Here is a 23,909-nt window from a genome sequence, read left to right on the forward strand (position 1 = left end):
CTGACAATATAACTATTTTTTGAAAAACATGGCGCGATTTTCCTCTATTATAGCGCGAGACTCTGGATCTTGGACCGGAATTTCGGCATCCAGCGTCCTTACAGCTTCCTCGTTCTCTCCTTGCACTTCTACTTTTACCCTTTGTACGTCTTCCTTTTTCTCATATGGCCAATATTTTTTAAAATCTTGATACGATCTTGGAAGCATATCTGCTTTGATTGCTTCATTTTTCCGAGGTAGAAATGGAAATTCGATGCCCTCATCTCTCATAAAAGCGTCCAGAAATGTCTTCAATAAATGTGGTTGCGCGTCTTTGTCCCCGCTGATCGCTTGCTCGAAGGCACGAACCTCGCGTCGAAACGCTCGGCGTTCGGTATCGAGCGCGATTATCGGGTATGGCCTATTGAAAATAACACCTTTCAAACCCTCTCTACCGCCGTATCTGAAAGAAAAATTGAATTCTCCATTCGAACATAGGCACGAAAGCAGATAGGCAACCTCTAACGAAAGGGCCAATCTGTCTGGACCAGCGTGCTTGGCAACTCTAAATCCAGCATCTATTTCTTTTCCTAAAAATTCGTACTTTGATGGCTCTTTATCGCCGCCGGCCTCTACGGATTCGTGATCTTGCAATCCGATTTGCGCATCGGAGACATCAGCGTGCTTTTGATCGACAGGAACTGTTACATTTGGAGCAGGGAAAGCAGCACTCCAAACCACCCCCTTTACATCAAGATCAATATGACTTTTCTCTAAATATCTTGAATAACTTTCTAAAGATTTTGTGAATGCCCATATGCTGCAAATGCTCAAGCTTGATACAAAAAATAATTTCATCACCAACTGTCTTCCATACTTGAGGGCTGAGTCCTTCATTGGCATCGTCAACGATTGCACACCTATCAAATTCCCTATTCAGCATTCGAGGAAACTCGCGATAGAAATGGCGCGTTTCATCGACCCATCTCTGCCGAGCGGTTCGTTGCACGATATCCCGCCCCTTTCCGCCTTTGTAAGCCGTTGACCCCACTAGGTCGACAGACATGAATAGGCGCAACCTGTAATTAGGGCAGAAATATTCAGACATTTTTTTCTCAAATAGTGCGGAGTCTTATTTGAGCGGCATGAGCGCTCACACCAAACTCAGAAGCAATAGAAGCAATGTCATTGCCGTGACGATCTGCTGCACATTTAAATAGATCGGCAGGCATTAAAAATGCCGCCGCGAACCAGTTAGCTTCCCATTCCGCGCGGCGTTGAATATTATCTGTCTCGTCCACCCAGCGCGTTGCAACCATCATATCTCCAGGGTGTCGCTTCTTTATGAGCGGAAAATGCAAAAATAGATGACCCAACTCATGAGCTATAGTGAACCTGTCACGTTCAGCCGATGTCAATCCAGACATAAATATCGTGAACTCGCCATCGGGATTGACGTGGATAGAGTCAGCGCTTTCAATAGCAGAAAACAATGGCCGATAGGCAATCTGCCCGCCAATCACAGAGAGCAGCGGCTCGATAGGGTCGCCAGGGATGTATCCCAAGTCAGCTGCAATACCTTCGGCAATTTTATGCACTTCAGGCTTCGTCAGCATAGACGGGATGGGGCTCACTTTATCCACGTCACACCTCTACCCATGCTTACCCACCTTGTACCACATTTGTCCACAGGAACATACCACGAACATACACAGAGAGCCATACAACTGGAGACAAGAAGGTGCGCTTTAGCACCGCACTCTCACAAATTGCATTTTCGACCGCTTAGCTAAGAAATGCCACTTTACGGCATCCCCTTCAGAATCCGGCGTATAAAATAATCCATCCATACTTTCTGCATGTTAAAACATATAGATATATTATATAATTTTGATACAATAGATATATCCTCTCTTTTATCTCTGCCAAAATAATGATTTTACGGATTTTCGCGTTGAGATGACCAGGCGCACAACAACTGCCGTTTGCGTTACCAAATTGCGTCACTTGAGGGTAGCGCCAAGAATGAAATACTGGGTGCATCCGCCCTCCCCCGGGTCTAAGCTAGGGCTATGGACGAGAGCGACGCCCTCCTCGCCGCGCTCCATCGCACGGCGGAGCCGGAGGCTGCCCGGGCGGTGGAGCGGCTGCTGCGGCACGGGTCCGACGAGGACCTGGCGCGGATCAACGCCGTGCACCTCGCAGCGCAAGCCGGGCTCGACGACGAGCCGGTGATCGCCGCGCTCCTGCACGGGGCGCGGCTCGGCCTCCTCGAACTGTCCTGGAACGTGCTGTGTCCGAGTTGCGGCGGCGTGATCGAGGCACCGGCGAGCCTGCGCGGCGTGAGGTCGGAGGGCTATCACTGCGCCTTCTGCGCCCTCGACAGCGAGCCGGTCCTCGACGACACGGTCGAGGTGACCTTCACGGTGAGCCCGCGGGTCCGGCGCATCGCCGCGCACGATCCCGACGGGCTCGGGTTCTGGGATTACCAGCGCCAGGTCTTCTTCGGCTCCGGCGTCGCCTTCCCGGAGCCCGAGGCCTTCGCAGGCCTCGCGGAGCGGGCGACCGTCGAATCGGTCGAGCTGAAAGCCGGCGAGCGGATGATCCTGGCGCTGCAGCTCGGGCCCGAGCCGCTGATCGTGCTCGATCCCGTCACCCACGCCGCCCACAGCCTCACCGTCGAGGGCGAGCCGACGCAGGAGCGCCAGGATCTCGCCCTGGTGTTCGACAGCGCGCGGGCGAGCGCCGGCAGCGGCACGTTTCGCCCCGGTCCGTTACGGCTCTCCCTCGACAACCGCAGCTCCGGGCGGGTGCTGCCGACGATCTTCCGGGTCGGGCCGGATTTCGAAGAACTGCTCGGCGGGCGACGGTCCTTCCTCACCGCCAAGCGGCTCCTCAGCAACCAGACCTTCCGCGATCTCTACCGCACCGACACGCTCGACATCGACCAGCGGCTCAAGATCCTGAGCCTGACCTTCCTGTTCACCGACCTGAAGGGCTCGACCGAGCTCTATGCCCGGGTCGGCGACCTCGTCGCCTACGACCTGGTGCGGGCGCATTTCCGGATCCTGCACGAGATCGTCGCCGCCGAGGGCGGGGCGGTGGTGAAGACGATCGGCGACGCCGTGATGGCGACCTTCCCGAGCCCGCACCGGGCGGTGGCGGCGGCGCTCCGGATGCGGGCGGCGATGCGCGAGCTGAACCGGGAGCGCGGGGCCGACGATCTCGTGCTCAAGATCGGGCTGCACGAGGGGCCCTGCCTGGCGGTGAGTCTGAACGACCGCCAGGATTACTTCGGGCAGACCGTGAACGTGGCGGCGCGGGTGCAGCAGCTGGCGAGCAGCGGCGGCATCTTCGCCACCGACGCCGTCCTGCGCCACGCGGAATCCGCCCGCCACCTCGCCGAGAACGGGGTTTCGGCCCGGGGCGAGCTGCGCCGCTTACGAGGCATCGGCGAGCCGGTCCCGGTTCACGAATTCATCTGAGGTCCGGCGGAACGCCGTGATCGACCAGCCCGAGACGCGGCACGACCGTGCCGGGGCCAAGGATGGCGCCGGGCGCCACCACGGCATTGGCGCCGAGCCGTGCCCCGTCCCCGACGAGGGCGCCGAACTTGGAGACCTCGGTGTCGATCGTCGCGCCGTCATGCCGGAACGCCACCGTGGCGCCGGGCCATTCGTTGCGGTGATTGGCGATGACGGCCCCGGCCTCGAGGTTGACGCCCCGGCCGATCACGCTCTCGCCGACGAAGTTGAAATGCGCGAGCGCCGTGCCGGCGAACAGGAACGAGGCCTTCAGCTCCGTGCCGGGCCCGATCGTGCAGGCCTCTTCCAGCCAGGCGCCGCCCCGCAGGGTGGCGCCGTGGCCGATGAAGCAACGCGGCCAGACGATGAGCGGGGCCTTGAGCACAGCACCGGATTCGATCCGGGCGCTGCGATGAACCGCCATCTCGTCGGCGACCGCAAAGTCGTCGGACAGGCCGGCGAGGAGCCGGCGGACGATGTCGCCCGCTGCCGCCGTGAGCGACCAGGGCGGCTCGGCGGCGAGATCCGCGAGGGCGGAGGAGGGAAAGGCCGGGATGTGGCGGGCGAGCAGGCTCACTGTCACCTCCGGCCCTCCGGCTCAGTCGCAGACGCGAGATCAGTCGCAGACGCGCACGCGGCGGATATAGACGTCGCCGAACTCGTCGACCATCCGGCGGCGGACGGTGTAGCAATCCGGGCCATAGGCCGGGGCGTAGCCGTAGGCGGGCCCGCCATAGACCGGCGTGTAGCCGTAGGCCGGGCCGGGGGCATAGCCGTAGCCGTAGGCCGGGCGCGCACCGGCGGCGATCGCGCTGCCGAGGGCGAGGCCGCCGACCGCGCCGAGGGCGAAGGCCGGTCCGGCCCGCCAGCGCGCCTCGGCCGGGGCGGCGCCGGCCAGGGTCACGCTCGCCAAGGTCGCCGCGGCCACGCAGACGGATGCGATGCGCTTCATGGCAAATCCCCATGATTTCGAGAGTGAGGGAAGACGTCGCGAGCACCGGAGCCGACTTTGCGGCTTGGCCGTGCCCGATGTCCCGAGGTATCGCACCGTCACGCTGAATGCCGGCTGAAGCGTGGGCTTAAAGTTCCTTCAGGAAAGCTCAGGTCGCGTCGGCGGCGGGTTTCACCTGCACGATGCGGTGGCCCGAGACCTCGGCGCCGGCCTCCGGGGCGAGGCGGCGGAACGAGAAGGTGGAGAGCCCGGAGAGGATCGAGACCGCCAGGAAGGCGGGCCAGAAATCCTCCGCCCGGATCTCGGTGCGGCCGTGCCATTCGGCCGCCGACTGGAGCGCGAAGGCCCCGAAGGCGACCCCGATGCTCAAGGAGAGCTGCTGCGCCACGCTGGCGAGGCTCGTCGCCGCGCTCATGTCGCGCGGATCGACGTCGGCATACGCGATGGCATTGACGGCGGTGAATTGCAGCGAGCGGAAGCAGCCGCCGATCAGCAGCACCGCGACGATGAGGGCATGCGGCGTGCTGGCAGTAAACAGGCCGTTGACCGCGAGCAAAGCCGCCGCGACCACCGCGTTGAGGGTCAGCACCGCCCGGAAGCCGAAGGCGCGCAGGATGCGGGCGGCGATGGTCTTCATGAACAGCGCGCCGGCGGCGGCCGCGAAGGTGATGAGGCCCGAATGCAGCGGATCGAGCCCGAAGCCGAGCTGGAGCATCAGGGGAAGCAGGAACGGGATCGCGCCGGTGCCGATGCGGAACAGGCTGCCGCCGAGCACCGCCGCCCGGAAGGTCGGGTACGCCAGGAGATCGAGGCGGATCACCGGATGCTCGACCCGGCGGCTATGGGCGAGATAGAGCCCGCACAGCACGATGCCGGCGCCGGTGCAGGCCCAGGACACCGCTTCCGGCAGGAGGTGGCGCCCGCTGGAGGCCAGTCCCAGCATCAGGCTCGCGAGCCCGGTGCCCGAGAGGACGAAGCCGACGAGGTCGAGGGGCGGGCGCGCCTCCTCCTTGATGTCCTGGAAGTACCGGGTGGCGAGCAGGATGCCGGCGAGCCCGATCGGCAGGTTGATGAAGAAGATCCAGCGCCAGTGCAGGGCCGTGGTGATGAAGCCGCCGAGCGGCGGGCCGATCACCGGGCCGACCAGCGCCGGGATGGTGAGGGTGGCGAGCGCCTGGACCAGCTCGCCCTTCGGCACGCTGCGCAGGAGCACGAGGCGCCCGACCGGCACCATCATCGCCCCGCCCATCCCCTGGAGGAAGCGGGCGGCGACGAACCAGCCGAGCGAGTTCGAGGCCGCGCAGGCGAGCGAGCCGGCCATGAACACCGCGAGCGCCCAGCGGAACACCGTGCGGGCGCCGTAGCGGTCGGCGGCCCAGCCGCTGATGGGGATGAAGATCGCCAGGCTGACCAGGTAGGAGGTGAGCGCCAGCTTCAGGGCGATCGGGTCCTCGCCCATATCCGCGGCGATCGCCGGCAGCGACGTCGCGAGCACGGTCGAGTCCGTGTTCTCCATGAACAGGGCCGTCGCGACGACGAGGGGGACGATCCGGGCGGTACGCATGGCGCCCTATCTAGCGTCACCGTCGTTCGTCGGAAGCGCGAATCGGCGGGGGCTGTCCCGTCATCCATGCCGTGGATGCGGGGCCGCCCGAAGATTGTCACCCGATCGTGACCGAATGCGCTCCGCCGACACTCTGGAGCGATCCCGGGCAAGCCCGGGAATCGCCTCGGCAAGGGTCGATCGGCAAGGGTCGACCTGCTCCGTTCCACCGGAACAGGTCGGCGGCAAAACCGCCTCACTCCGCCGCCGCCCGCACCGACAGATCGGCGGCCGCGAATCGAGGCACCGAGACCTCCGCCACCGGCAGGGCGGCGTCGTCGGAGAGCGCCACGAAGCGGCTCCCGTCATAGGCGTGGAGGGTGCCGGTCCCGATCTCGAAGAACCAGCCGTGCAGGGAGAGCCGCCCCCTGGCCAAAGCCGATGCCACGCTCGGATGGGTGCGCAGATGCGTGAGCTGCACCACCACGTTCTCGAGGGCCAGCGCCCGCAGGCGGTCCGTCGGGTCGATGTCGTCCGGATAGGCCTCGCAGACGATCCGGTCGGCGGCGTGGCTGTGGCGCAGCCAGGCGGCGACGTTCGGCATGTCCTTCAGCGCCCCGGGCTGCATCAGCCCCTTCATGGCGCCGCAATCCGAGTGGCCGCAGACCACGATGTCGCGCACGCCGAGCGCCACCACCGCGTACTCGATCGCCGAGGAGACGCCGCCATTCATCTCGGCGAAGGGCGGCACGATGTTGCCGGCGTTGCGGCAGACGAACAGCTCGCCGGGGCCCGCCTGGGTGATGTGCTCGGGCGAGACCCGGGAATCGGCGCAGGCGATGATGAGCGCCTTGGGCTGCTGCCCGTCGCGCACGAGGCGCTCGTACATCCGCTGCTGCCCGGGGAAGACGCTGCCGCGGAAGGTGGAAATGCCCTGGATGATGCTGCTGTCCACGAGGGGTCCTTGTGGTGAAGGATGACAAAAGCTTCCTGGATCGAGAGCTTCTCGGATCGAGCGCAGTCATACCAATGGCCCAAGATGCTGACGCATCGGGCCATTGATCCATCTCGAATTTTCGATTTCAAACCAGAGGCTTGGCGAAAATTCGAGAGCGGAACCAAAGGTCGTTTCCAACGACCGTTGGTATCACCTCCCCGGACAGCCATGCCGCGAAGGGGAGGAGGAGAGACCGGTTACCGCCCGACGGCCCAGCGGCCGCGCTCGGCAACCATCGGCTGGCCCAGGATCTCGCCCAGGATCTCGCGCTGGATCTCGCCGGTGCCGGCCCGCTGCGAGAACTGCGAGCGGGGATCGTGATAGGGGCCGGTGACGTAGCTGCTCATGAACCCGCCGCCGGCGGCCTGCCGGCTGCCTTCGCCGCCTTCGGCCCATGCGGCGGCCGGCACGGCGAAGACGGCCAGAACGGTCGTGATCGCGATCGTCTTCATGACGTCATTGCCTTTCGAGAGATTGTCTTTGCGGGCGAAATATCTGCCGTCATTCGATGAAGATGAGAATGACGCAAGAATAATTTTCGCGATGTGCGACCACGCACCCCCGCAAAATCCAAACGATAATCCCGCGCGGGACGAGACCGGGTGCGGTTGCGCACGTCTGTGCTGGACGACAGCGCTCCTCGACGGATGAACGAACGGGTGTCGACGTCCACCCACCCGGCTTGACCGCTCCGGCCCGCGCGGCCCATACCTCGCGCAACATCGAGGAGGCCCATGGTCACCATCGCGAGACGGCCCTCGGGCCTGCCCCCGCGCACCGGACCGGCGCGGCCCACCGGCGCCCCACTCTCTGGCGCTCCCTCCCCCCGGTTCCGTCGCCCGCTCTGATGGACCGCGATCCGATCGTCTTCGCCTGGCGCGCCGCCAAGCGCCGGCACGCCGTCGCCGTCGCCGTCGCCCTCGGGCTCGGCGGCCCGCTGGTCGGGCTCGGGCTGCTGGCGCTCCGCGACCTCGTCGACGAGCTGCTGGCGCTCGCCGAGCCGGGACGGGGGCCGCTGCATTTCCTCCACCTCGTGGTGCCGCTGCCCGAGCGGCTCAGCGGCGGCCAGGGGCACGGTTTGGTGCTGATGTCCGGCTGGCCGCTGCCGGACAGCGCCCTGACCCTGTGGGCGCTCGGCTGCCTGATCGGCGTGGCGCTCAGCCTCGCGCTCCTCGGCTGGGGCGTGGCCCGGCTCTGCGTGAAGGCGCAAGGAGAGGCGGTGCGCCGCCTGCGGGAACTGGCCGAGGAGGCGATCCTGCGCTCAGGCCCGGCCTCCCGCGACGATGCCCGGGCTCTCGCCGGCCAGGTCGGGGCGGCGATCCGCGCCGCCGACGGGTTGCTCGCCGTCGGCATCCTGGTCCCGGCGCTGGCGGCGGGCGCCGTGCTGGTGACGCTCGCGGTCGCCGCCGCGGTGGCGCCGCGCCTCGTCGCGGTGGCGGGCATCAGCCTGGTGGCGGCGGCGCTGGCGCGCCAGCTCCTCATCGCCCGCACCGAGCGCCGGGACGACCAGCGCCGGCTGGAGGGCGCCGCCCTGGAGCGCGGCCTGACCGACCTGGTGCGGCGCCTGCCGGCGGTGCGGGCCCACGGCACGACCGAATTCGAGCATGCCCGCCTCGGCCACGTCGCCGAGCGGGCCCGCCGGGCGCTGACCGAGACCGAGGACGAGCTCTCCCGCGCCCGCGCCCCGGCTCTGGCGATCGCCGTGCTGGTGCCGACGATCGTCCTCGCCGCCGCGCTCTGGCAGGGCCCGACGCCCACCGCCCCGGTGAGTGCCGGCGGCCTGTCGGCGGTGCTCGGTGCGCTCGCCGTCGCGTCGAGCGCCGTCGCCGCCTTCTTGCGCCAGAACCGGCGCCGCCGCGCCGCCCTGCCGGCCTTCCGGGAGATCGCCCGCGCCACCGCCTCGCTCGAGGCCCGCGCCCGGGCGCCGCGCCGCCTGCGCAGCCAGTCCGAATCGCTGCCCGACGGCGGTCCGATCGTGCTGTCGCGCGTCGCGGCCTACGATCCGGCCTCGGGCGAGCGGCTGATCGGCCTCGACCTCACCGTGCCGATGCCGGGCCACGTCGCGATCCTCGGCGACCGCGGGAGCGGCAGCCGGGTGCTGGCGGCCCTGATCGCCGGCCAGCTCGAACCCACCGCCGGGGCGGTCTCCTACGCGGGCACCGACCTGCGCTCGGTCGATCCGGCGGAGCGGGCCCGGCGCATCGCCTATGCGGGGGCAGAGCCGGTGCTGATGAGCGGTACGCTGCTGCAGAACCTGCTCTACGGCGACCCCGCCTTCGCCGACGGATCGAGCCCGGAGGCGAGCGCTCCGCAGTCCCGCGAACTGGAGGAGCGGCTGGTCGAGGCCCTGTCGGTCACCGGACTCGACCGGCTGGTCTATGGCCGCGGGCTCGCCAGCGTGCTGCCGCGCCGGCTCGATGCCGCCACCGCCGCCGCCATCGTCGAGACCCGGGATGCGCTTCGCGCCGCGCTCACGGCGGACCAGGCCGCCCACCTGATCGAGCCGTTCGATCCCGCCCGCTACAACCGCCAGGCGACGGTGGGCGAGAACATCCTGTTCGGGGCGCCCGTCGGCTCGGCCTTCTCGGAGGCGCGGCTCGCCGGCCATCCCTTCACCCGGGCGGTGCTGGAGGCGGAAGGCCTGACCCGGCCGATGACCGAGATGGGGCTTTCCATCGCCCGGGCCACCGTCGAGATCTTCTCCGACCTGCCCGACGACCACCCGCTCTTCGACGCCTTCTCGCTCTTCCCGGCCCGGGAGCGCGGCTTCTTCGAGGATCTGGTGGCGCGCCAGCCGGAGGCCTCCGGCTGGCGCCGCGGCCCGGCCGGCCAGCGCGACCGCGCCCGGCTGATCGGCCTGTGCCTGCGCTACAGCGAGACCCGGCACCGCTTCGGCCTGATCGACGAGGCGATGGAGGCGCGCCTCGTCGCGGCGCGGCGCACCTTCGCGGCCCTGCTGCCGGCCTCGCTCCAGGGCTCGGTGGAGTTCTACGATCCCGGCAAGGTCACCGCCGCGGCGAGCCTGGAGGAGAACCTGCTGTTCGGCCGGATCGCCGGCGCCGAGGCCGGGGCCGGCGCGCGGGTGCGCAGCCTGATGCAGACGGTGCTGCGCGAGCGCGGCCTGGAACGGAGCGTCTACCGCTTCGGCCTCGCCACCCAGGTCGATCCGCGGGCGGCCGACAGCGGGCTCTCGGGCCGCGACGGCTTCACGCCGTCGGAACGCCTGGCGATCGACCTCGCCCGCTGCCTGGTGCGTCGGCCCGACATCCTGGTGGTCGGCCTCGCCCTCGACGATCGCGGCGCGCCCGAGATCATGGCAGGGATCGCGCGGCTGCGGGCGGCCCGGGCCGGGCGCGGCCTCGTGGTCTGCCTGCCGGACGAGTGCCGGCCGGAATCGGGCATCCCCTTCGACCTCGTGCTGCGGGCCGAGCGCAACACCGTGGTGCAGACCGGCGCCGGATCGCCTCCCGCCGATGATCCCGAGGCGGGACTTCCCGCGACGGCCGCGCTCGGGCAAGATGCCCCATCGTCCACAGGCCCGGTGCGCGAGCACACGGCTTAACGACAGATTAGGCCGTCCGGGGGAACCTTCGTCTTGCGCTCATCGTTCGTGAGGCACATCTCTCGTGCACAGCCCAACCTAGTGTCTTGCCGGACCGACCGGCCGGAGCATCCGCCATGTGCGTCATCGCACATCCAACCCCCACTCACCCCATCACGGTCGCCGGCATGACAACGAGGGGTCCTCTCATGGAAGCCGGCCTGACGTTCCGGTTCTGGGGCGTCAGGGGGTCGACCTGCGCCTCCGGTCCGGAATTCGTGGAATTCGGCGGGCATACCCCCTGCGTGGAAGTTCGCTGCGGCGAGCGGCTGTTCGTGATCGATGCCGGCACCGGCATCAACGCCTTCGGCGTCCATCATCGCGACCGGCTGCCCCAGCGGATCGACCTGCTGCTGAGCCACCTCCACCTCGACCATGTCGGCGGCCTGCCGTTCATGAAGCCGGCGGTGCTGAACCCGGCCTGCGAGATCCACACCTGGTGCGGCAACCTCGACGGGGCGAGCGCGGCCGAGCCCCTCGACCGGCTGTTCTCGCCGCCGCTCTTCCCGATCACCCTCGACATGTTCCCCGCCCGCTTCGTGCATCACGGGTTCAAGGCCGGCGAGAGCCTGACCTTCCCGGACGGCGCGGTGGTCGACACCATCCCGCTCGAGCATCCCCAGGGCGCCACCGGCTACCGCTTCCGCCATGGCGGCCGCACCGCCTGCTACATCAGCGACCTCGAACATTCCGAGCCCTGGCCCGACCCGGCCCTGCTCGATTTCGTGCGCGGCGCCGATCTCGTTGTCTACGACGGGATGTTCACGCAGGGCGAGTACCCGGCCTGTCGCGGCTGGGGCCACTCGACCTGGCAGAAGGGCGTGGAACTGTGCCGCGCCGGCAATGTCGGGCGGCTCGCCATCGTGCATCTCTATCCGCAGCACACCGACGCGCTGCTGCGCGAGCTGGAGGTGCAGATGCAGGCCGAGATGCCCGGCGCCTTCGTGGCCCGCGAGCGCCAGGAGATCAGCTTCGCCTCCGTGGCGGTGGCGGCGAGCCCGCGGCGGCGCCGCGCGCGGGTCGCGGCGGTGGCCTAGAAGGCTTTCGACCTAGTGTCCTGGCACTGAAGTTCGGCAATGAACGAGGTTATGTGTCCGCGAGCTGCGCGGTTCGGAGGCAGAAGCGCTCGACCGAGGCGATGATCTGTTCGGCGGACTTGGTCCAACGAAACGGCTTGGGATCGGCGTTGTGCGCTTTCAGGAAGGCGTTGATCGCCTGCTCCAGGTCCTCGACGCTGCGATAGACGCCGCGCCGGATTTCACGCTCGGTCAGCAGGGCGAAGAAGCGTTCGATCTGATTGAGCCAGGAGGCGCTGGTGGGCGTGTGATGCACCTGCCAGCGCGGCCGGCGTGCCAGCCACTCCCGCACCTCGGGCGTGGTGTGGGTGGCGTAGTTGTCCATCACCAGATGCACGTCGAGATCGGTGGGCACGTTGACCTCGATCGTGTCGAGGAAGGTGAGGAACTCGCTGGCGCGATGGCGCGGCTGGCACTGCCCGATCACCCGCCCGGTGGCGATGTCGAGCGCGGCGAACAGGGACGTCGTGCCATGGCGCTTGTAGTCGTGGGTGCGCCGCTCGATGTCGCCCGGCTGGAGCGGTACCACGGGCTGCGACCGATCGAGCGCCTGGATCTGGCTCTTCTCGTCGACACACAGCACGACGGCACGGGTCGGCGGATCGAGGTAGAGCCCGACGATATCACGGACCTTGCCGACGAAGTCGGGGTCGGTGGAGAGCTTGAAGGTCTTGGTGCGGTGCGGCTTGAGCCCGAAGGCGTGCCAGATGCGCTGGACGCTGGTGTGGGAGAGGCCGTGGCGTTTGGCGATCAGGCGCGAACTCCAGTGCGTGGCGCCCTCGGGCCTGCGTTCCAGGGTGTCGAGCACGAGGGCCTCGACCGCGTCATCGTCGATGCGACGGGGAGCGCCGCTGCGGGGTTGATCGTAGAGCCCCTCGACGCGGTCGCGCAGGAAGCGGTTGCGCCACTTGCTGACAGTCGCCGGATCGAGGGCGAGATCGGCCGCGATGGCTTTGTTGGAGGCGCCCTCGTCGGCCAGCAGCAGGATGCGGGCACGCGTGGCCAGGCCTTGCGCGGTCTTGCGACGCTCCGCCCATTTCTCCAGGGCGCCGCGCTCGGCCGGGCTCAGGTTGACCGCAGGCAGGGGACGAGGCATCGGTGCCCTCCGTGGCAGGATCCTCCCCTACAACGTTCGTCGCCGAACTTTAGTGCCAGGACACTAGAAGGCGCTCGCGGCCCAGCCGGAGAGCAGCCCGGCGCCCAGCACCAGCACGAAGGCGGCGGCCCACAATTCGAGGACGCCGACCGCGATCGCCCCGCCCTGGCCGCGGCCGCCGGCGAGCCGCAGGGCCAGCGCCTTGGCGAAGACCGCGAGCGCCGCCAGCACGCCGGTGGTGATCGCGGTGCCGAGCGCCATCGCCAGGGTGGCGGCGATGCCGGCCCACAGGATGCCTTGCGAGAGGGCGAAGACCAGCACCAGCACCGCGCCGGCGCAAGGCCGCGTGCCGGCGGCGAAGACCACGCCGGCCTGCTCGCGCCAGGTCGTCAGGCGCTCCACCTTGGCTCCGTCGGCAAGACCCGCATGGCCGCAATCGGATCCGCAGGCCGGTCCGGCCTCGCGGTTGAGGAGCCGGGCGAGCTGCCCAGCCTTGCGCCAGGTCACCGCCGCCCCGAGCAAGGCCACGCAGGCGAAGCTCGCGGTCTCGATCATCGTTCCGGCCTGGTTGAGGCCGGACGCGGTCATCCGCAGCAGGACCGCGCCGCCGCCGACCAGCGCCAGGGCGACGACCGCCTGCAGCAGGGCGGCGAGCAGGCTCAGGGCGAAACCGCGACGCAACGCCCGTTCGCCGGCCATGAGGTAGCCGGCGATCACCGCCTTGCCATGGCCGGGCCCGGCGGCGTGCAGCACACCGTAGGCGAAGCCGAGGCCGACGAGGGTCAGGGTGCCGTCGCGCCCGGCCTTCACCGCCGACACCGCCGCCTGGAGCGCCCGGGAGAAACCCGCCTGCATGGCGAGCAGCCAGGCCCCGAGGCTGGTGGCGCCGGTGGGCGCCGCCTCGCGAAAGCCGATGCCGAAGGGCGAGCGCGGCGGAGCCCGGAAGCCCGGCGCCAGGATGCCGAGCAGGGCCGCCAGCAGTGCGGCGGCCGCCAGCACCGCGAGGGCGGCAAGCCCTAAGCGCTGGAGGGTGCGGGAAGGGGGATTGAGGCTGAGCGCGGTCAGCATGCGACGACGATCCGGTTGGCGAATTGCACCCCGTAGGTCGAGGCGGCGGTCATCGCCTCGAAGAACGCCTCCGACATGCCGGTGGCGGCGGGTGCCGGCGCGGCCGTCTTCGGCCGGTGGGCGGTGGCGCGGCAGCCGGCCGGGGCGCCCTTGAGCGTCGCGACGTCGTCGCCCTCGGCGAGGCTGAAGGCGACGAAGTAGGTCGGGTCGTAGACCTCGAGCGAGGCGGTGCCGGCCAGAGGCGCCTTGAGCGGCACGGTGAAGCGCAGGGTGAGCTGCCCGTCCGCGAAGGTCATCGCCGGATCGGTCGCGGTGCCGAGATCCTGCTTGCGGCCATTGACCTTCAGCAGCGTGAAGTAGCCCTGCTCGGCCAGGTTCTCGGCATTGTCGCGGGCGAGCGCCGCCAGCGCCGCCGGGTTGATCGGCCCGGCCGGCGACTGGCCGAGGCCCTGGATCGCGAAGGCGGAATAGGTCGGATCGAAGGTCCAGGCGTGCCGCACCGCCCGCAAGGCCCCGTCCGGCCCGTAATCGAGTTCGGCCCGGGTGGTGATCCAGACATGGGGATGGGCGAGCGCCGGCGTCGCCGCGGCGAGAGCCGCAGGCAGAAGACCGGCCAGGAGACCGGCGAGCAGACGGGACGGGCGCAGCATGACAATGTCCTTCGGCGACGCCCGCCCCTCGTGGTGAAGCGACGGTGAAGCGCGTCGCGCCCCCGGTGGCGCACTGGTCCCGCCGCATTGCGGCGGGAGCGGGGCGGCGGGAACGGGCTTCCCGACCGGACGGCTCGCGCGGGTCGAACCCTCCCCCCTATGCGGGGGAGGGTGGACCCTGCGTCAGCAGGGGCCGGGAGAGGGGCAGCGCGACGGCGAAGAAAGTGGCGTCCTTCAGATTGGTCGCGACTTCTCCGGAAGCGTCGTCCCCTCTCCCGGCTCGCTCCGCTCGCCACCCTCCCCCGCAGAGGCTAGCGTGTTCACACTTCTCGGTTCGAGAGCTTCTCCGGTGAAGTTCGCGCGCCTCTCCTCCCCCCGGCGATCCCGGGCTTGCCCGGAATCGCTGCAAGTTGTGGGGAGGAGCTGGAGGTGGGGGTGGTGCCGGATAGAGCGCAGCGGTGCCTCCTGCACCACCCCCACGCGGGATCTTCGATCCCCATAACCCCTCCCCACAAGGGGGAGGGGAAAGCGCATATTTACAGAGGGTTAGCTCTCGAAGGAGAAGTGTGAATCCGCTAGCCCGCAGAGGGGGGAGGGTTTGGAGCCAAGTCCCCCTCCCCCCGCACCAATCCCCGCTCCAGCAGGTCCAGGTGCCCGGCCAGGTAGGCCGCGCCGTCCAGGGCGTGGTCGTCGCCGAACATCAGCCGCCAGGTGCAGGCCATGATGACCGGGGCGAAGAGCAGGTGGGGGAATTCCTCGGCGGCGGAGGCGCGGAACTCGCCCCGCGCGATCCCGTAGCGGACGACCCGGCGCAAGGCCTCCACCTCCGGGCCGATCACCTCGGCGCGCCAGCGCTCGACGAGGTCGGGGAAGCGGCTGACCTCGGCGAGCAGCATCCGGATGATCTCGCGGGTGCGCCGGTCCTCGACCATCTGGGCGTATTCGAAGGCGAAATGGGTGCGCAGGATCGCCATGGCGGAGCCCTCCGGCGCCGCGGTGAGCGCCGCCAGATGCTCCCGCGACGGGCGGCTCATCTCGTGCATGGTGGCGAGGAACAGGTCCTCCTTGCTCGGGAAGTACAGGTAGATCGTGCCCTTGGTGATGCCGGCGCGGGCCGCCACGTCGTCGAGCTTGGTCGCCGCGAAGCCGCTGCGGGCGAATTCCTCGAACGCCGCCTGCACGATCTCGCCGGGCCGCTCCTCCTTGCGCCGCCGGCGCTGTCCCGCCACTGCCATCTCGTGCCCTTATTGACTGCCTGGTCAGTTATTAGTACGAGATGGGTGTCGCCTTCAAGGAGCGCGCCATGGCCCGCACGGTGATGTGCCCATCCCGGATCAGCCGGTCCCCTCCAACCCTCCCGGCTCGGCCCGGTTTCACCCGCCTGCCGAACGGTCTCGACCTCCACGCTCCCGCGGCCTCCCGCGCGCATCCGCTGCTGCCCCGGCGCGGGGCGGTGCCGGCGGCAGCCCTGCTGCTCGTCGCCATCGCCGGCTGGGCCGGGCTCATCGCCTGGACCCGGATCGATCCGGTGGCGGCGCCCTGCACGGCCTGCCGGGTCGAACAGAGCGGGCTCTGAGCCGGTCATCCCTTTCGCGTTCGCCCCGGCCTGGCGCCGGGGCCTCGTCACAGATGCGGCGGCGCTTCCCGACCGGGCGGCACGCCACATCTGGAAGGAGCGGCCGCATCCGCCCCCTCGCGGCCGCTCCTTCACATCCGCCCTCCGCCCGTGCTGTCCTTCGGGGCTTCCCGTCCCACGCCGAACCGGTGCGCTCGACGACCATGACACCCAGCCCGATCCTCCGGGGCCTCCACCGCTCGGCCGTGACGGCCGCCCTGCTCCTCGCGGGGCAAATCCTCGCGGGCCAAGCCCGCGCCGATGCGCCCACCCCCACGGCCAAGGACACGACCAAGGACGATGCGCGGCCTGCGGCGCCTGAGACGAAGCCCGCGCCGCCTCCCGGCGCGCCCGCCCAGGTCCGGGTCGTCACCGCGGCGCTCGCCCCGGTCTCGGCCGAGGTCGTGCTGACCGGCGACATCCAGGCCAAGTTCTCGAGCAACATCGCCTTCCGGGTCAGCGGCAAGATCCAGGAGCGCCTGGTCGAGGTCGGCGAGCACGTCACCGCCGACCAGGTGCTGGCGCGGCTCGAGCCGCAGGAGCAGCAGGTCAACGTCGACACCGCGCAGGCGGCGCTCGCCTCGGCCGAGGCCCTGCTGACCCAGGCGAAGGTGAGCTTCGAGCGGCAGCAATCGCTGATGCGCAGCGGCTATACCACCCGCACCGCCTACGACCAGGCCGAGCAGACCCTGCGCACCACCCAGGCCTCGGTGGAATCCGCCAAGGCGGCTCTGGGCAATGCCCGCGAGCAATTCTCCTATACCGAGCTGAAGACCGGGGTCGCCGGCATGATCACGGCGCGCAACGCCGAGGCCGGCCAGGTGGTGCAGTCGGGCCAGACGGTGTTCACCCTGGCCCAGGACGGGCCGCGCGACGCGGTGTTCATCGTCTCCGAGACACTGCTCGCCGAGCCGCCGGAGGGCAAGACGATCGACATCATCCTCCTGTCCGACCCGCGGATACGCACCACCGGCACGGTGCGGGAGATCTCGCCGGCGGTCGATCCGTCGTCCGGCGGCGTGCGGGTGAAGATCGGACTCTCCAAGGTCCCGCCCGAGATGTCGCTCGGGTCCACCGTGGCGGGCCTCGGCCGCTTCCGCGCCCGGCAGGCGGTCAGCCTGCCCTGGAGCGCGCTGTTTCGCTGGCAGGACCGGCCGGCGGTCTGGGTGCTCGATCCGGGCAGCGGCACCGTCGCACCGAAGACCGTGACCATCGACCGCTACGCCGGCTCGGCCATCGTCCTGTCGGACGGCATCGAGCCGGGCGAGCGGGTGGTGACGGCCGGGATCCAGCTCCTGCGCCCCGGCCAGACGGTCGCGGTGGTCGGGGAGGACGGACGGTGAAACACGTCCCCGCCCTCGCCATCCTCGTCCTTCTCGCCGCCTGCCAGGAGAAGAAGGCCGAGGCACCGCCGCCGGTGCGCCCGGTGCTCACCACCCGCGTCGAGGTCCGCACCGCCGAGACCTTCGGCCCCTTCGCCGGCACGGTCGAGCCGCGCTACCAGACGCAAGCCGGGTTCCGGGTGCCGGGCCGGATGGTCGCCCGCGACGTCTATGTCGGCGACCTCGTGCCCAGGGGCGCCCGGCTCGCCGCCCTCGATCCCACCGTGCTGCAATTCGCCGTCACCCGGGCCCGGGCCGACGTCACCGACGCGGAGGCGCAGCTCGCCAACGCCAATGCCGTCGAGGGGCGCCAGCGCACCCTGTTCGACGGCGGCAACGTCACCCAGGCCGCCCTCGATTCGGCGGTCGCCACCCGCGACACCGCCGCGGCGCGCCTCGCCCAGGCCAGGGCCGCCCTCCAGAAGGCGACCGACGAGCTCGGCTACGCCACCCTGAAGGCCGATGTCGACGGGGTGGTGACCGCCTGGAGCGCCGAGGTCGGGCAGGTGGTGAGCGCCGGCCAGGCCGTGGTGACGCTCGCTCGCCCCGACATCCGCGAGGCGGTGGTCGACATCCCGGACGGGCTGATGGCCGGCATCAAGGCCGGCACCGAGTTCACCGTGACGCTCCAGGCCGCCCCGACCATCACCGCCAAGGGCCGGGTGCGCGAGATCGGGCCGCTCGCCGACCCGGCGACCCGCACCCGCCGGGTGCGCATGACCCTGACCGATCCGCCGGAAGCGTTCCGGCTGGGCACCACCATCACGGTGGCTTTGGCGCGCGCCACACCGCCCCGCATCACCCTGCCGGCCACCGCCCTCCTGCGGGAGGAGAGCCGCACCAGCGTCTGGGTCGTCGCACCGGACGGCAAATCGGTCGCCCGCCGCGACGTCGCGGTGGTCCCGCCCGCCGACACCGCGCCCCGCGCCGACGATGCGGTGACCCTGAGCGACGGCCTGAAGGCCGGCGAGACCGTGGTGGTGGCGGGCGTCCACAGCCTGAAGGACGGACAGGCGGTGCGCCTCGCCGACTCCGGTCTCTGACCGCTCCCTGATCTTTTCGCGCGCGGCCCGACGCGGCCCGCCTTCCAGAGCAGCGCCCGATCGCGCCGCGATCGGACACCGCTCCCGGTCTTTGATTGAGCCGCATTTTCTGCGACGAACCGGTATCCCCTTCGTCGGAAAATGCTCTGACTCCCTTTCAGCGCGAGGCCGCGCCCCGATGAAGTCGTTCAACCTCTCCGAATGGGCGCTGTCGCACCGCTCCTTCGTCTGGTTCCTGATGGTGGTGGCGATCGTCGCCGGCGCGATGTCGTACCGCAAGCTCGGCCGCGAGGAGGACCCGGCCTTCGCGATCAAGACCATGGTGGTGCAGGCGGTGTGGCCCGGCGCCACGATCAGCGACACCCTCGACCAGGTCACCGACCGGATCGAGAAGGAGCTGCAGCAGATTGGCGCGGTCGACTACACAAGGAGCTACACCACGCCCGGCCAGGCGACGGTGTTCGTGAACCTGCGCGACACCACCCCGCCGCAGACGATCCCGTGGCTGTTCTACCAGGTCCGCAAGCGCCTCGGCGACATCAAGGGCACCTTCCCGCAGGGCATGCAGGGCCCGTTCTTCAACGACGAGTTCGGCGACGTCTACGGCAACGTCTACGCCTTCACGGCGGACGGGCTGTCGATGCGCCAGCTGCGGGATTACGTCGAGACGGTCCGCACCCGGATCATCAAGGTGCCGAGCATCGGCAAGACCCAGATCATCGGCGCCCAGAACGAGGTGATCTATCTCGGCTTCTCGACCCGCAAGCTCGCCGGCCTCGGCGTCGACGTGCAGTCGCTGATCAAGACCCTGCAGGCCCAGAACGCGGTGGCGCCCTCGGGCGTGATCCAGGCCGGGCCGGAGCGGGTCTCGGTCCGGGTCGGCGGCCAGTTCACCGACGAGAACAGCCTGAAGGCGATCAACCTGCGGGTCAACGACCGCTTCTTCCGCCTCTCGGACGTCGCCGAGATCGAGCGCGGCTACACCGACCCGCCCGAGGCGCTCTTCCGCTACAACGGCCGGCCGGCGATCGGCCTCGCCATCGCCATGCAGCAGAGCGGCAACCTGCTCGAATTCGGCGAGGCCCTGAAGTCCCGCATGCGCCAGGTCGAGGCGGAACTCCCCGTCGGCGTCGGCATCCACCTCGTCTCGGACCAGCCCAGGATCGTCGAGGAGGCGGTCGGCGGCTTCACCAAGGCCCTCGTCGAGGCGGTCGTGATCGTGCTCGTGGTCTCGTTCCTGAGCCTCGGGATGCGGGCCGGCCTCGTGGTGTCGTTCTCGATCCCGCTGGTGCTCGCCATCGTGTTCGTCATCATGGAGGTGATGGGGGTCACGCTGCAACGCATCTCGCTCGGCGCCCTCATCATTGCCCTCGGCCTCCTCGTCGACGACGCGATGATCACCGTCGAGATGATGGTGGCGCGGCTGGAGGCCGGGGACAGCCTGCACAAGGCCGCGACCTTCGCCTACACCTCCACCGCCTTCCCGATGCTCACCGGCACGCTCGTCACCGTGGCGGGCTTCCTGCCGATCGGCTTCAACGGCTCGGCGGCGGGCGAGTACACCTACTCGCTGTTCGTGGTGATCGCGGCCTCGCTCCTCGTCTCCTGGGTGGTGGCGGTTTTGTTCGCGCCGCTCATCGGCGTGAAGATCCTGCCGAAGACCATGAAGGGCCACCACGAGAAGCCGAGCCGCCTGCTCAACGGCTTCAGGGCCCTGCTGCTGCCGGCGATGCGCTTCCGCTGGGTGACGGTCGCTTCCTGCGTCGGCCTGCTCGGGCTCGCGGTGGTCGGCATGGGCCACGTCCAGCAGCAATTCTTCCCGGCCTCCGACCGGCCCGAGGTGCTGGTCGACATGACCCTGCCGCAGAACGCCAGCATCAGTGAGACCAAGGCGCAGATGGACCGGTTCGAGCTGGCCCTGAAGGGCGACCCCGAGATCAAGCGCTGGAGCTCCTATGTCGGCCAGGGCGCGATCCGCTTCTACCTGCCCCTCGACCAGCAGCTCTCCAACGCCTTCTTCGGCCAGATCGTGATCGAGACCGTGTCGCTGGAGGCCCGCGACCGCACCATGGCGCGGCTCAACGCGCTCGCCCGGCGCGACTTCGTCGGCACCGACGTGTTCATCCATCCCCTCGACCTCGGCCCCCCGGTCGGTCGGCCGATCCAGTACCGCATCAGCGGCCCCGACCTGCAGGTGGTGCGGGCGCAGGCGCTGAAACTCGCCAACCTGGTGGCGCAGAACCCGCATGTCGGCCTGCCGACCTTCGACTGGAACGAGCCCGGCAAGGTCCTGCGGGTCGAGATCCTGCAGGACAAGGCGCGCCAGCTCGGCGTGACCTCGCAGGACATCGCCGGCATCCTCAACGGTGTCGTCGGCGGCACCACGATCACCCAGGTCCGCGACGCGATCTACCTCGTCGACGTGGTCGGCCGGGCGCAGGGGCCGGAGCGCCGCTCCGTCGACACGCTCCAGAGCCTGCAGGTGCCGACCGCCGGCGGCGCCACCGTGCCGCTGCTCGCCTTCGCCAAGATCCATTACGACCTCGAACAGCCGATCGTCTGGCGCCGGGACCGGATGCCGACCATCACGGTGCGCGCCTCGATCACCGACACGACCCAGCCGCCGACGGTCGTCGACGCGCTCGCCCCCGCCATGGCGCAGTTCCGCTCCGAGCTGCCGGACGGCTACGACGTCGCGACCGGCGGCGCCGTGGAGGAGGCCGCGAAGGGCCAGGGCCCGATCGCCGCGGTGGTGCCGGTGATGCTGCTGGTGATGGCCTTCTTCCTGATGGTGCAGCTCCAGAGCGTCCAGAAGCTCTTCCTCGTCTCGAGCGTGGCGCCGCTCGGCCTCATCGGCGTCGTCGCGGCCCTTCTGCCGTCGGGCGCCCCGATGGGCTTCGTGGCGATCCTCGGCATCCTGGCGCTGATCGGCATCATCATCCGCAACGCCGTGATCCTAGTGACCCAGATCGACGAGTTCGAGGCCGAGGGCATGAATCCCTGGGACGCGGTGGTGGAGGCGACCTGCCACCGCATGCGCCCGATCCTGCTCACCGCGGCCGCCGCGAGCCTCGGCATGATCCCGATCGCCCGCGAGGTCTTCTGGGGGCCGATGGCCTACGCGATGATCGGCGGCATCATCGCGGCGACCTTCCTGACCCTGTTCTTCCTGCCGGCGCTCTATGTCGGCTGGTACCGGATCCGGCCGCAGAAGAAGGGCGAGGCGCACGTGCAGGCCGGGGCGTGATCGGGGCGCGAGGCGGCGCATGCCCGACAGGGCATGGGCGTCCGGGACGGTATGGGCGCCCGGACATGCGACGCCGCCGTGAATAATCCGGGGCGGCCGACAACCTCCGCTGGTCCCCCGACATCTCCCTGCGTAAGCTGCGCGGCACGCCAGGAGACGAGCCGGTTCGCGAACCGAGGGTGACGAATCCGGGTTCGCGCGCCCAGACAGAGGACGACCCGATGACCTCCGCGACACCCGGCCCTGCGCAGCAGGGCGCGCCCGTGACCTTCGACACGCGGCTCGACGGCCTGACCTGGCTGGCCCTCAAGGGCTTCCTGCTCTCGCTCGTGACCTTCGGCGTCTACCGGTTCTGGTACATGACCGACCTGCGGCGGTTCTTCTGGAGCCGCACCGCCATCGACGGGTCGCCGGCCGAGTATACCGGCACCGGCAAGGAACTGTTTCTCGGTTTCCTGGTGGCGCTCGTGCTCCTAGTGCCGGTCTATCTCGGCCTGTTCGCGATCTCCCTGGCGTTCCCTCGGCTGGCGCCGTTCTCGGTGGTGATCTCCTTCGTCACCCTGTTCGTGCTCGGGCAATACGCCCTCTATCGCGGGCGCCGCTACCGGGCGATGCGCACGCTGTGGCGCGGCATCCGGCTCGGCCAGGACGGCTCGGCCTCCGTCTACGCGGCCCGGGCGGCGGGCTGGTGGCTTCTCGTCTCTCTGACCTTCGGGCTCGCCTTCCCGTTCATGCGGGCGAGCCAGGAGCGCTACCGCATCGACCACACCCTGATCGGCACGAGCCGGCTGAACTCGGAGGCGCGCGGGCGCAAGCTGCTGGGGCCGTGGCTATTGTTCTACCTCGTGGGGCTCGGACCGCTGATCGGGCTCGGCCTCGCGCTCGTGGTCGCGTCCGATTTCTCGCCGCCGACGGACCTGCTGGTGCCGAAGCCGGGCGGCAAGGCGGGCGAAACGATCCTCAACCCGGCCTATGCCGGCACGACGATCGGCCGCCTCGCGACCGCCCTGTTCGTCGCCGCCCTGGCCTGCATCCCGGCGACGTTCCTGCTGATCCCCTATTACCGCGCCCGCGAGGCGCGCGCCTTCGCGGGCGCGGTCCGCCTCGGCAACGCGCGCCTCGCCTCGACCCTGCGGGCCCGCGCCTTCTACCGGCCCTACATCGTTTACGTGCTGTCCCTTGCCGGCGTCCTGCTCGCGCTCGGTCTCGGAGTCGGTCTCCTGGCCCTGGCCGGACAGCAGGCCGGTCTCGGCGTGGTCCACTGGTTCGTCGTCCTGGGCTACCTCGCCCTCGCGCCCCTGGGCGCGGTGCTCTACGTCCGCCTGGTGCGGGCCCGGCTCTGGGCGGCGATCGCGACGAGCCTGACCGTCGCCAACCCGGGGGAACTCTCGACGGTCCTGGCCTCGGCCCGGGGCGCCGGCAGCGGCCTGCAGGAGGGCCTCGCCGACGCGCTGGACGTCGGCGGCGCGCTCCAGATCGGCCTCTGAGCGGTGACGGATCCGCGGCCGCCACTCCCCACCACCATCGAGACCGAGGGACGCTACTTCGACGGTGTCAGCGCACGGCCGCATCCGGTGCGGCTGCTCCTCGACACGCGGCTCCGGGTCAGCGGCCCCGGGATCGCGACGGATTGGAACCCGCTCGACCTCCGGGCGGCGGATTCGGTGCCGCCGCTGATGCGGATCGGCCCCGCCCACGCGCCGGACCGGGTCGAATTCTCGGATGCGTCGCTCGCCGCCGCCCTGGCGGAGCGCTGCCCGGATCTGCGTCGGCGGGATGAGGCGGGCGGCGCCCTGCGCCTCGTGCTCTGGTCCGCCGCCGCCGGGCTCTCGGTCCTGCTCGTCGCGATCTTCGGCGTCCCGTACCTGGCGCGGCTGCTCGTCCCGCTCGTGCCGGATTCCGTCGAGGCGCGCCTCGGCGCCGTGGTCGAGCCGCAGGTGGTGCGCCTCCTGGGACAGCCGCCGGCCTGCACCGAGGGACCCGGGCGCGCCGCCCTCGATCGTCTCGTCGCCAAGCTCGTTGCCGCAGGAGGTCCCGATGGGCCGCGGCCGTCGGACCTCACCGTGACCGCGCGCCGCCACGGGATGGCCAACGCCTTCGCGCTGCCGGGCGCCCGGGTGATCCTCCTCTCGGGCC

20 protein-coding genes (1 of these 20 cut by a window edge) are annotated in these 23,909 nt (G+C 69.2%); 9 read left to right on the top strand and 11 right to left on the bottom strand.

Translation table 11 applies throughout. From position 1 onward, the window contains the following. Nucleotides 1–12: 12 nt before the first annotated feature. Complete coding sequence (locus HBB12_RS28270; RefSeq protein WP_236992411.1) at nucleotides 13–876, bottom strand: hypothetical protein; 864 nt, start codon at nucleotides 874–876, stop codon at nucleotides 13–15. A 218-nt stretch (nucleotides 877–1,094) separates the two neighbouring features. Then, nucleotides 1,095–1,622, bottom strand: a complete 528-nt coding sequence (locus HBB12_RS28275; RefSeq protein ID WP_236992412.1) for an ImmA/IrrE family metallo-endopeptidase — start codon at nucleotides 1,620–1,622, stop codon at nucleotides 1,095–1,097. A gap of 429 nt (nucleotides 1,623–2,051) precedes the next feature. Between HBB12_RS28275 and HBB12_RS28280 the strand changes: the two genes are divergently transcribed. Further along, nucleotides 2,052–3,464: an adenylate/guanylate cyclase domain-containing protein gene (locus HBB12_RS28280; protein WP_236992413.1), complete on the top strand. Its 1,413-nt coding sequence runs from the start codon at nucleotides 2,052–2,054 to the stop codon at nucleotides 3,462–3,464. On the opposite strand, the gene HBB12_RS28285 is transcribed toward HBB12_RS28280, so the two are convergent. From HBB12_RS28285 to HBB12_RS28305, 5 genes are all read right to left on the bottom strand, one after another. Next, nucleotides 3,457–4,086, bottom strand: a complete 630-nt coding sequence (locus tag HBB12_RS28285; protein ID WP_236992414.1) for a DapH/DapD/GlmU-related protein — start codon at nucleotides 4,084–4,086, stop codon at nucleotides 3,457–3,459. The two genes, HBB12_RS28280 and HBB12_RS28285, sit on opposite strands and share 8 nt — an antisense overlap. A gap of 33 nt (nucleotides 4,087–4,119) precedes the next feature. Beyond that, the gene (locus HBB12_RS28290) at nucleotides 4,120–4,455 is read right to left on the bottom strand and encodes a hypothetical protein (RefSeq protein WP_236992415.1); all 336 of its coding nucleotides are present in this window, start codon (nucleotides 4,453–4,455) and stop codon (nucleotides 4,120–4,122) included. Between the two features lie 148 nt (nucleotides 4,456–4,603). Further along, nucleotides 4,604–6,019, bottom strand: a complete 1,416-nt coding sequence (locus tag HBB12_RS28295; RefSeq protein ID WP_236992416.1) for a DHA2 family efflux MFS transporter permease subunit — start codon at nucleotides 6,017–6,019, stop codon at nucleotides 4,604–4,606. A 235-nt stretch (nucleotides 6,020–6,254) separates the two neighbouring features. Further along, nucleotides 6,255–6,953 carry a carbonic anhydrase gene (locus HBB12_RS28300; protein WP_236992417.1) on the bottom strand — a complete coding sequence of 233 codons (699 nt, stop codon included), beginning with the start codon at nucleotides 6,951–6,953 and terminating at the stop codon, nucleotides 6,255–6,257. A gap of 239 nt (nucleotides 6,954–7,192) precedes the next feature. After that, complete coding sequence (locus tag HBB12_RS28305; RefSeq protein WP_236992418.1) at nucleotides 7,193–7,447, bottom strand: hypothetical protein; 255 nt, start codon at nucleotides 7,445–7,447, stop codon at nucleotides 7,193–7,195. 395 nt (nucleotides 7,448–7,842) lie between these two features. On the opposite strand from HBB12_RS28305, the gene HBB12_RS28310 reads away from it, so the two are divergent. After that, a complete protein-coding gene (locus tag HBB12_RS28310; RefSeq protein WP_236992419.1) occupies nucleotides 7,843–10,557 on the top strand; it encodes an ABC transporter ATP-binding protein/permease in 2,715 nt (904 codons plus the stop codon). Between the two features lie 167 nt (nucleotides 10,558–10,724). Then, nucleotides 10,725–11,633, top strand: a complete 909-nt coding sequence (locus HBB12_RS28315; protein ID WP_442919330.1) for an MBL fold metallo-hydrolase — start codon at nucleotides 10,725–10,727, stop codon at nucleotides 11,631–11,633. 49 nt (nucleotides 11,634–11,682) lie between these two features. Here the strand turns inward: HBB12_RS28315 and HBB12_RS28320 are convergent, their stop codons facing one another. From HBB12_RS28320 to HBB12_RS28335, 4 genes are all read right to left on the bottom strand, one after another. Beyond that, nucleotides 11,683–12,768, bottom strand: a complete 1,086-nt coding sequence (locus tag HBB12_RS28320; protein ID WP_236991000.1) for an IS630 family transposase — start codon at nucleotides 12,766–12,768, stop codon at nucleotides 11,683–11,685. 63 nt (nucleotides 12,769–12,831) lie between these two features. Further along, on the bottom strand, nucleotides 12,832–13,836 hold the full coding sequence (locus HBB12_RS28325) for a nickel/cobalt transporter (RefSeq protein ID WP_236992421.1): 1,005 nt from the start codon (nucleotides 13,834–13,836) through the stop codon (nucleotides 12,832–12,834). Then, nucleotides 13,830–14,486, bottom strand: a complete 657-nt coding sequence (locus tag HBB12_RS28330) for a DUF1007 family protein (protein WP_236992422.1) — start codon at nucleotides 14,484–14,486, stop codon at nucleotides 13,830–13,832. The genes HBB12_RS28325 and HBB12_RS28330 overlap by 7 nt, the downstream gene beginning before the upstream one ends. Before the next feature lie 575 nt (nucleotides 14,487–15,061). Continuing rightward, entirely contained in the window at nucleotides 15,062–15,721 is a 660-nt protein-coding gene (locus HBB12_RS28335; RefSeq protein ID WP_236992423.1) for a TetR/AcrR family transcriptional regulator, read from the bottom strand. A gap of 68 nt (nucleotides 15,722–15,789) precedes the next feature. Here HBB12_RS28335 and HBB12_RS28340 point away from each other — a divergent pair, with 68 nt between their 5' ends. From HBB12_RS28340 to HBB12_RS28365, 6 genes are all read left to right on the top strand, one after another. Beyond that, entirely contained in the window at nucleotides 15,790–16,062 is a 273-nt protein-coding gene (locus tag HBB12_RS28340) for a hypothetical protein (protein WP_236992424.1), read from the top strand. A 203-nt stretch (nucleotides 16,063–16,265) separates the two neighbouring features. Then, nucleotides 16,266–17,444, top strand: a complete 1,179-nt coding sequence (locus HBB12_RS28345) for an efflux RND transporter periplasmic adaptor subunit (protein WP_236992425.1) — start codon at nucleotides 16,266–16,268, stop codon at nucleotides 17,442–17,444. After that, complete coding sequence (locus HBB12_RS28350) at nucleotides 17,441–18,526, top strand: efflux RND transporter periplasmic adaptor subunit (RefSeq protein ID WP_236992426.1); 1,086 nt, start codon at nucleotides 17,441–17,443, stop codon at nucleotides 18,524–18,526. Before HBB12_RS28345 ends, HBB12_RS28350 begins: the two co-directional genes overlap by 4 nt. Nucleotides 18,527–18,704: 178 nt before the next feature. Then, a complete protein-coding gene (locus HBB12_RS28355; RefSeq protein ID WP_236992427.1) occupies nucleotides 18,705–21,773 on the top strand; it encodes an efflux RND transporter permease subunit in 3,069 nt (1,022 codons plus the stop codon). A gap of 221 nt (nucleotides 21,774–21,994) precedes the next feature. Next, nucleotides 21,995–23,260, top strand: a complete 1,266-nt coding sequence (locus HBB12_RS28360) for a DUF898 family protein (RefSeq protein ID WP_236992428.1) — start codon at nucleotides 21,995–21,997, stop codon at nucleotides 23,258–23,260. A 3-nt stretch (nucleotides 23,261–23,263) separates the two neighbouring features. Further along, a protein-coding gene (locus tag HBB12_RS28365; protein ID WP_236992429.1) for a M48 family metallopeptidase crosses the window boundary here: on the top strand, nucleotides 23,264–23,909 show its 5' portion. 473 nt of this gene lie beyond the right edge of the window; 646 of the gene's 1,119 nt are visible here — the first part of the coding sequence; the start codon lies at nucleotides 23,264–23,266; its stop codon lies beyond the right edge, outside the window.

Origin of the sequence: Methylobacterium sp. SyP6R, from assembly GCF_019216885.1 — a bacterium.
Classification (GTDB): domain Bacteria; phylum Pseudomonadota; class Alphaproteobacteria; order Rhizobiales; family Beijerinckiaceae; genus Methylobacterium.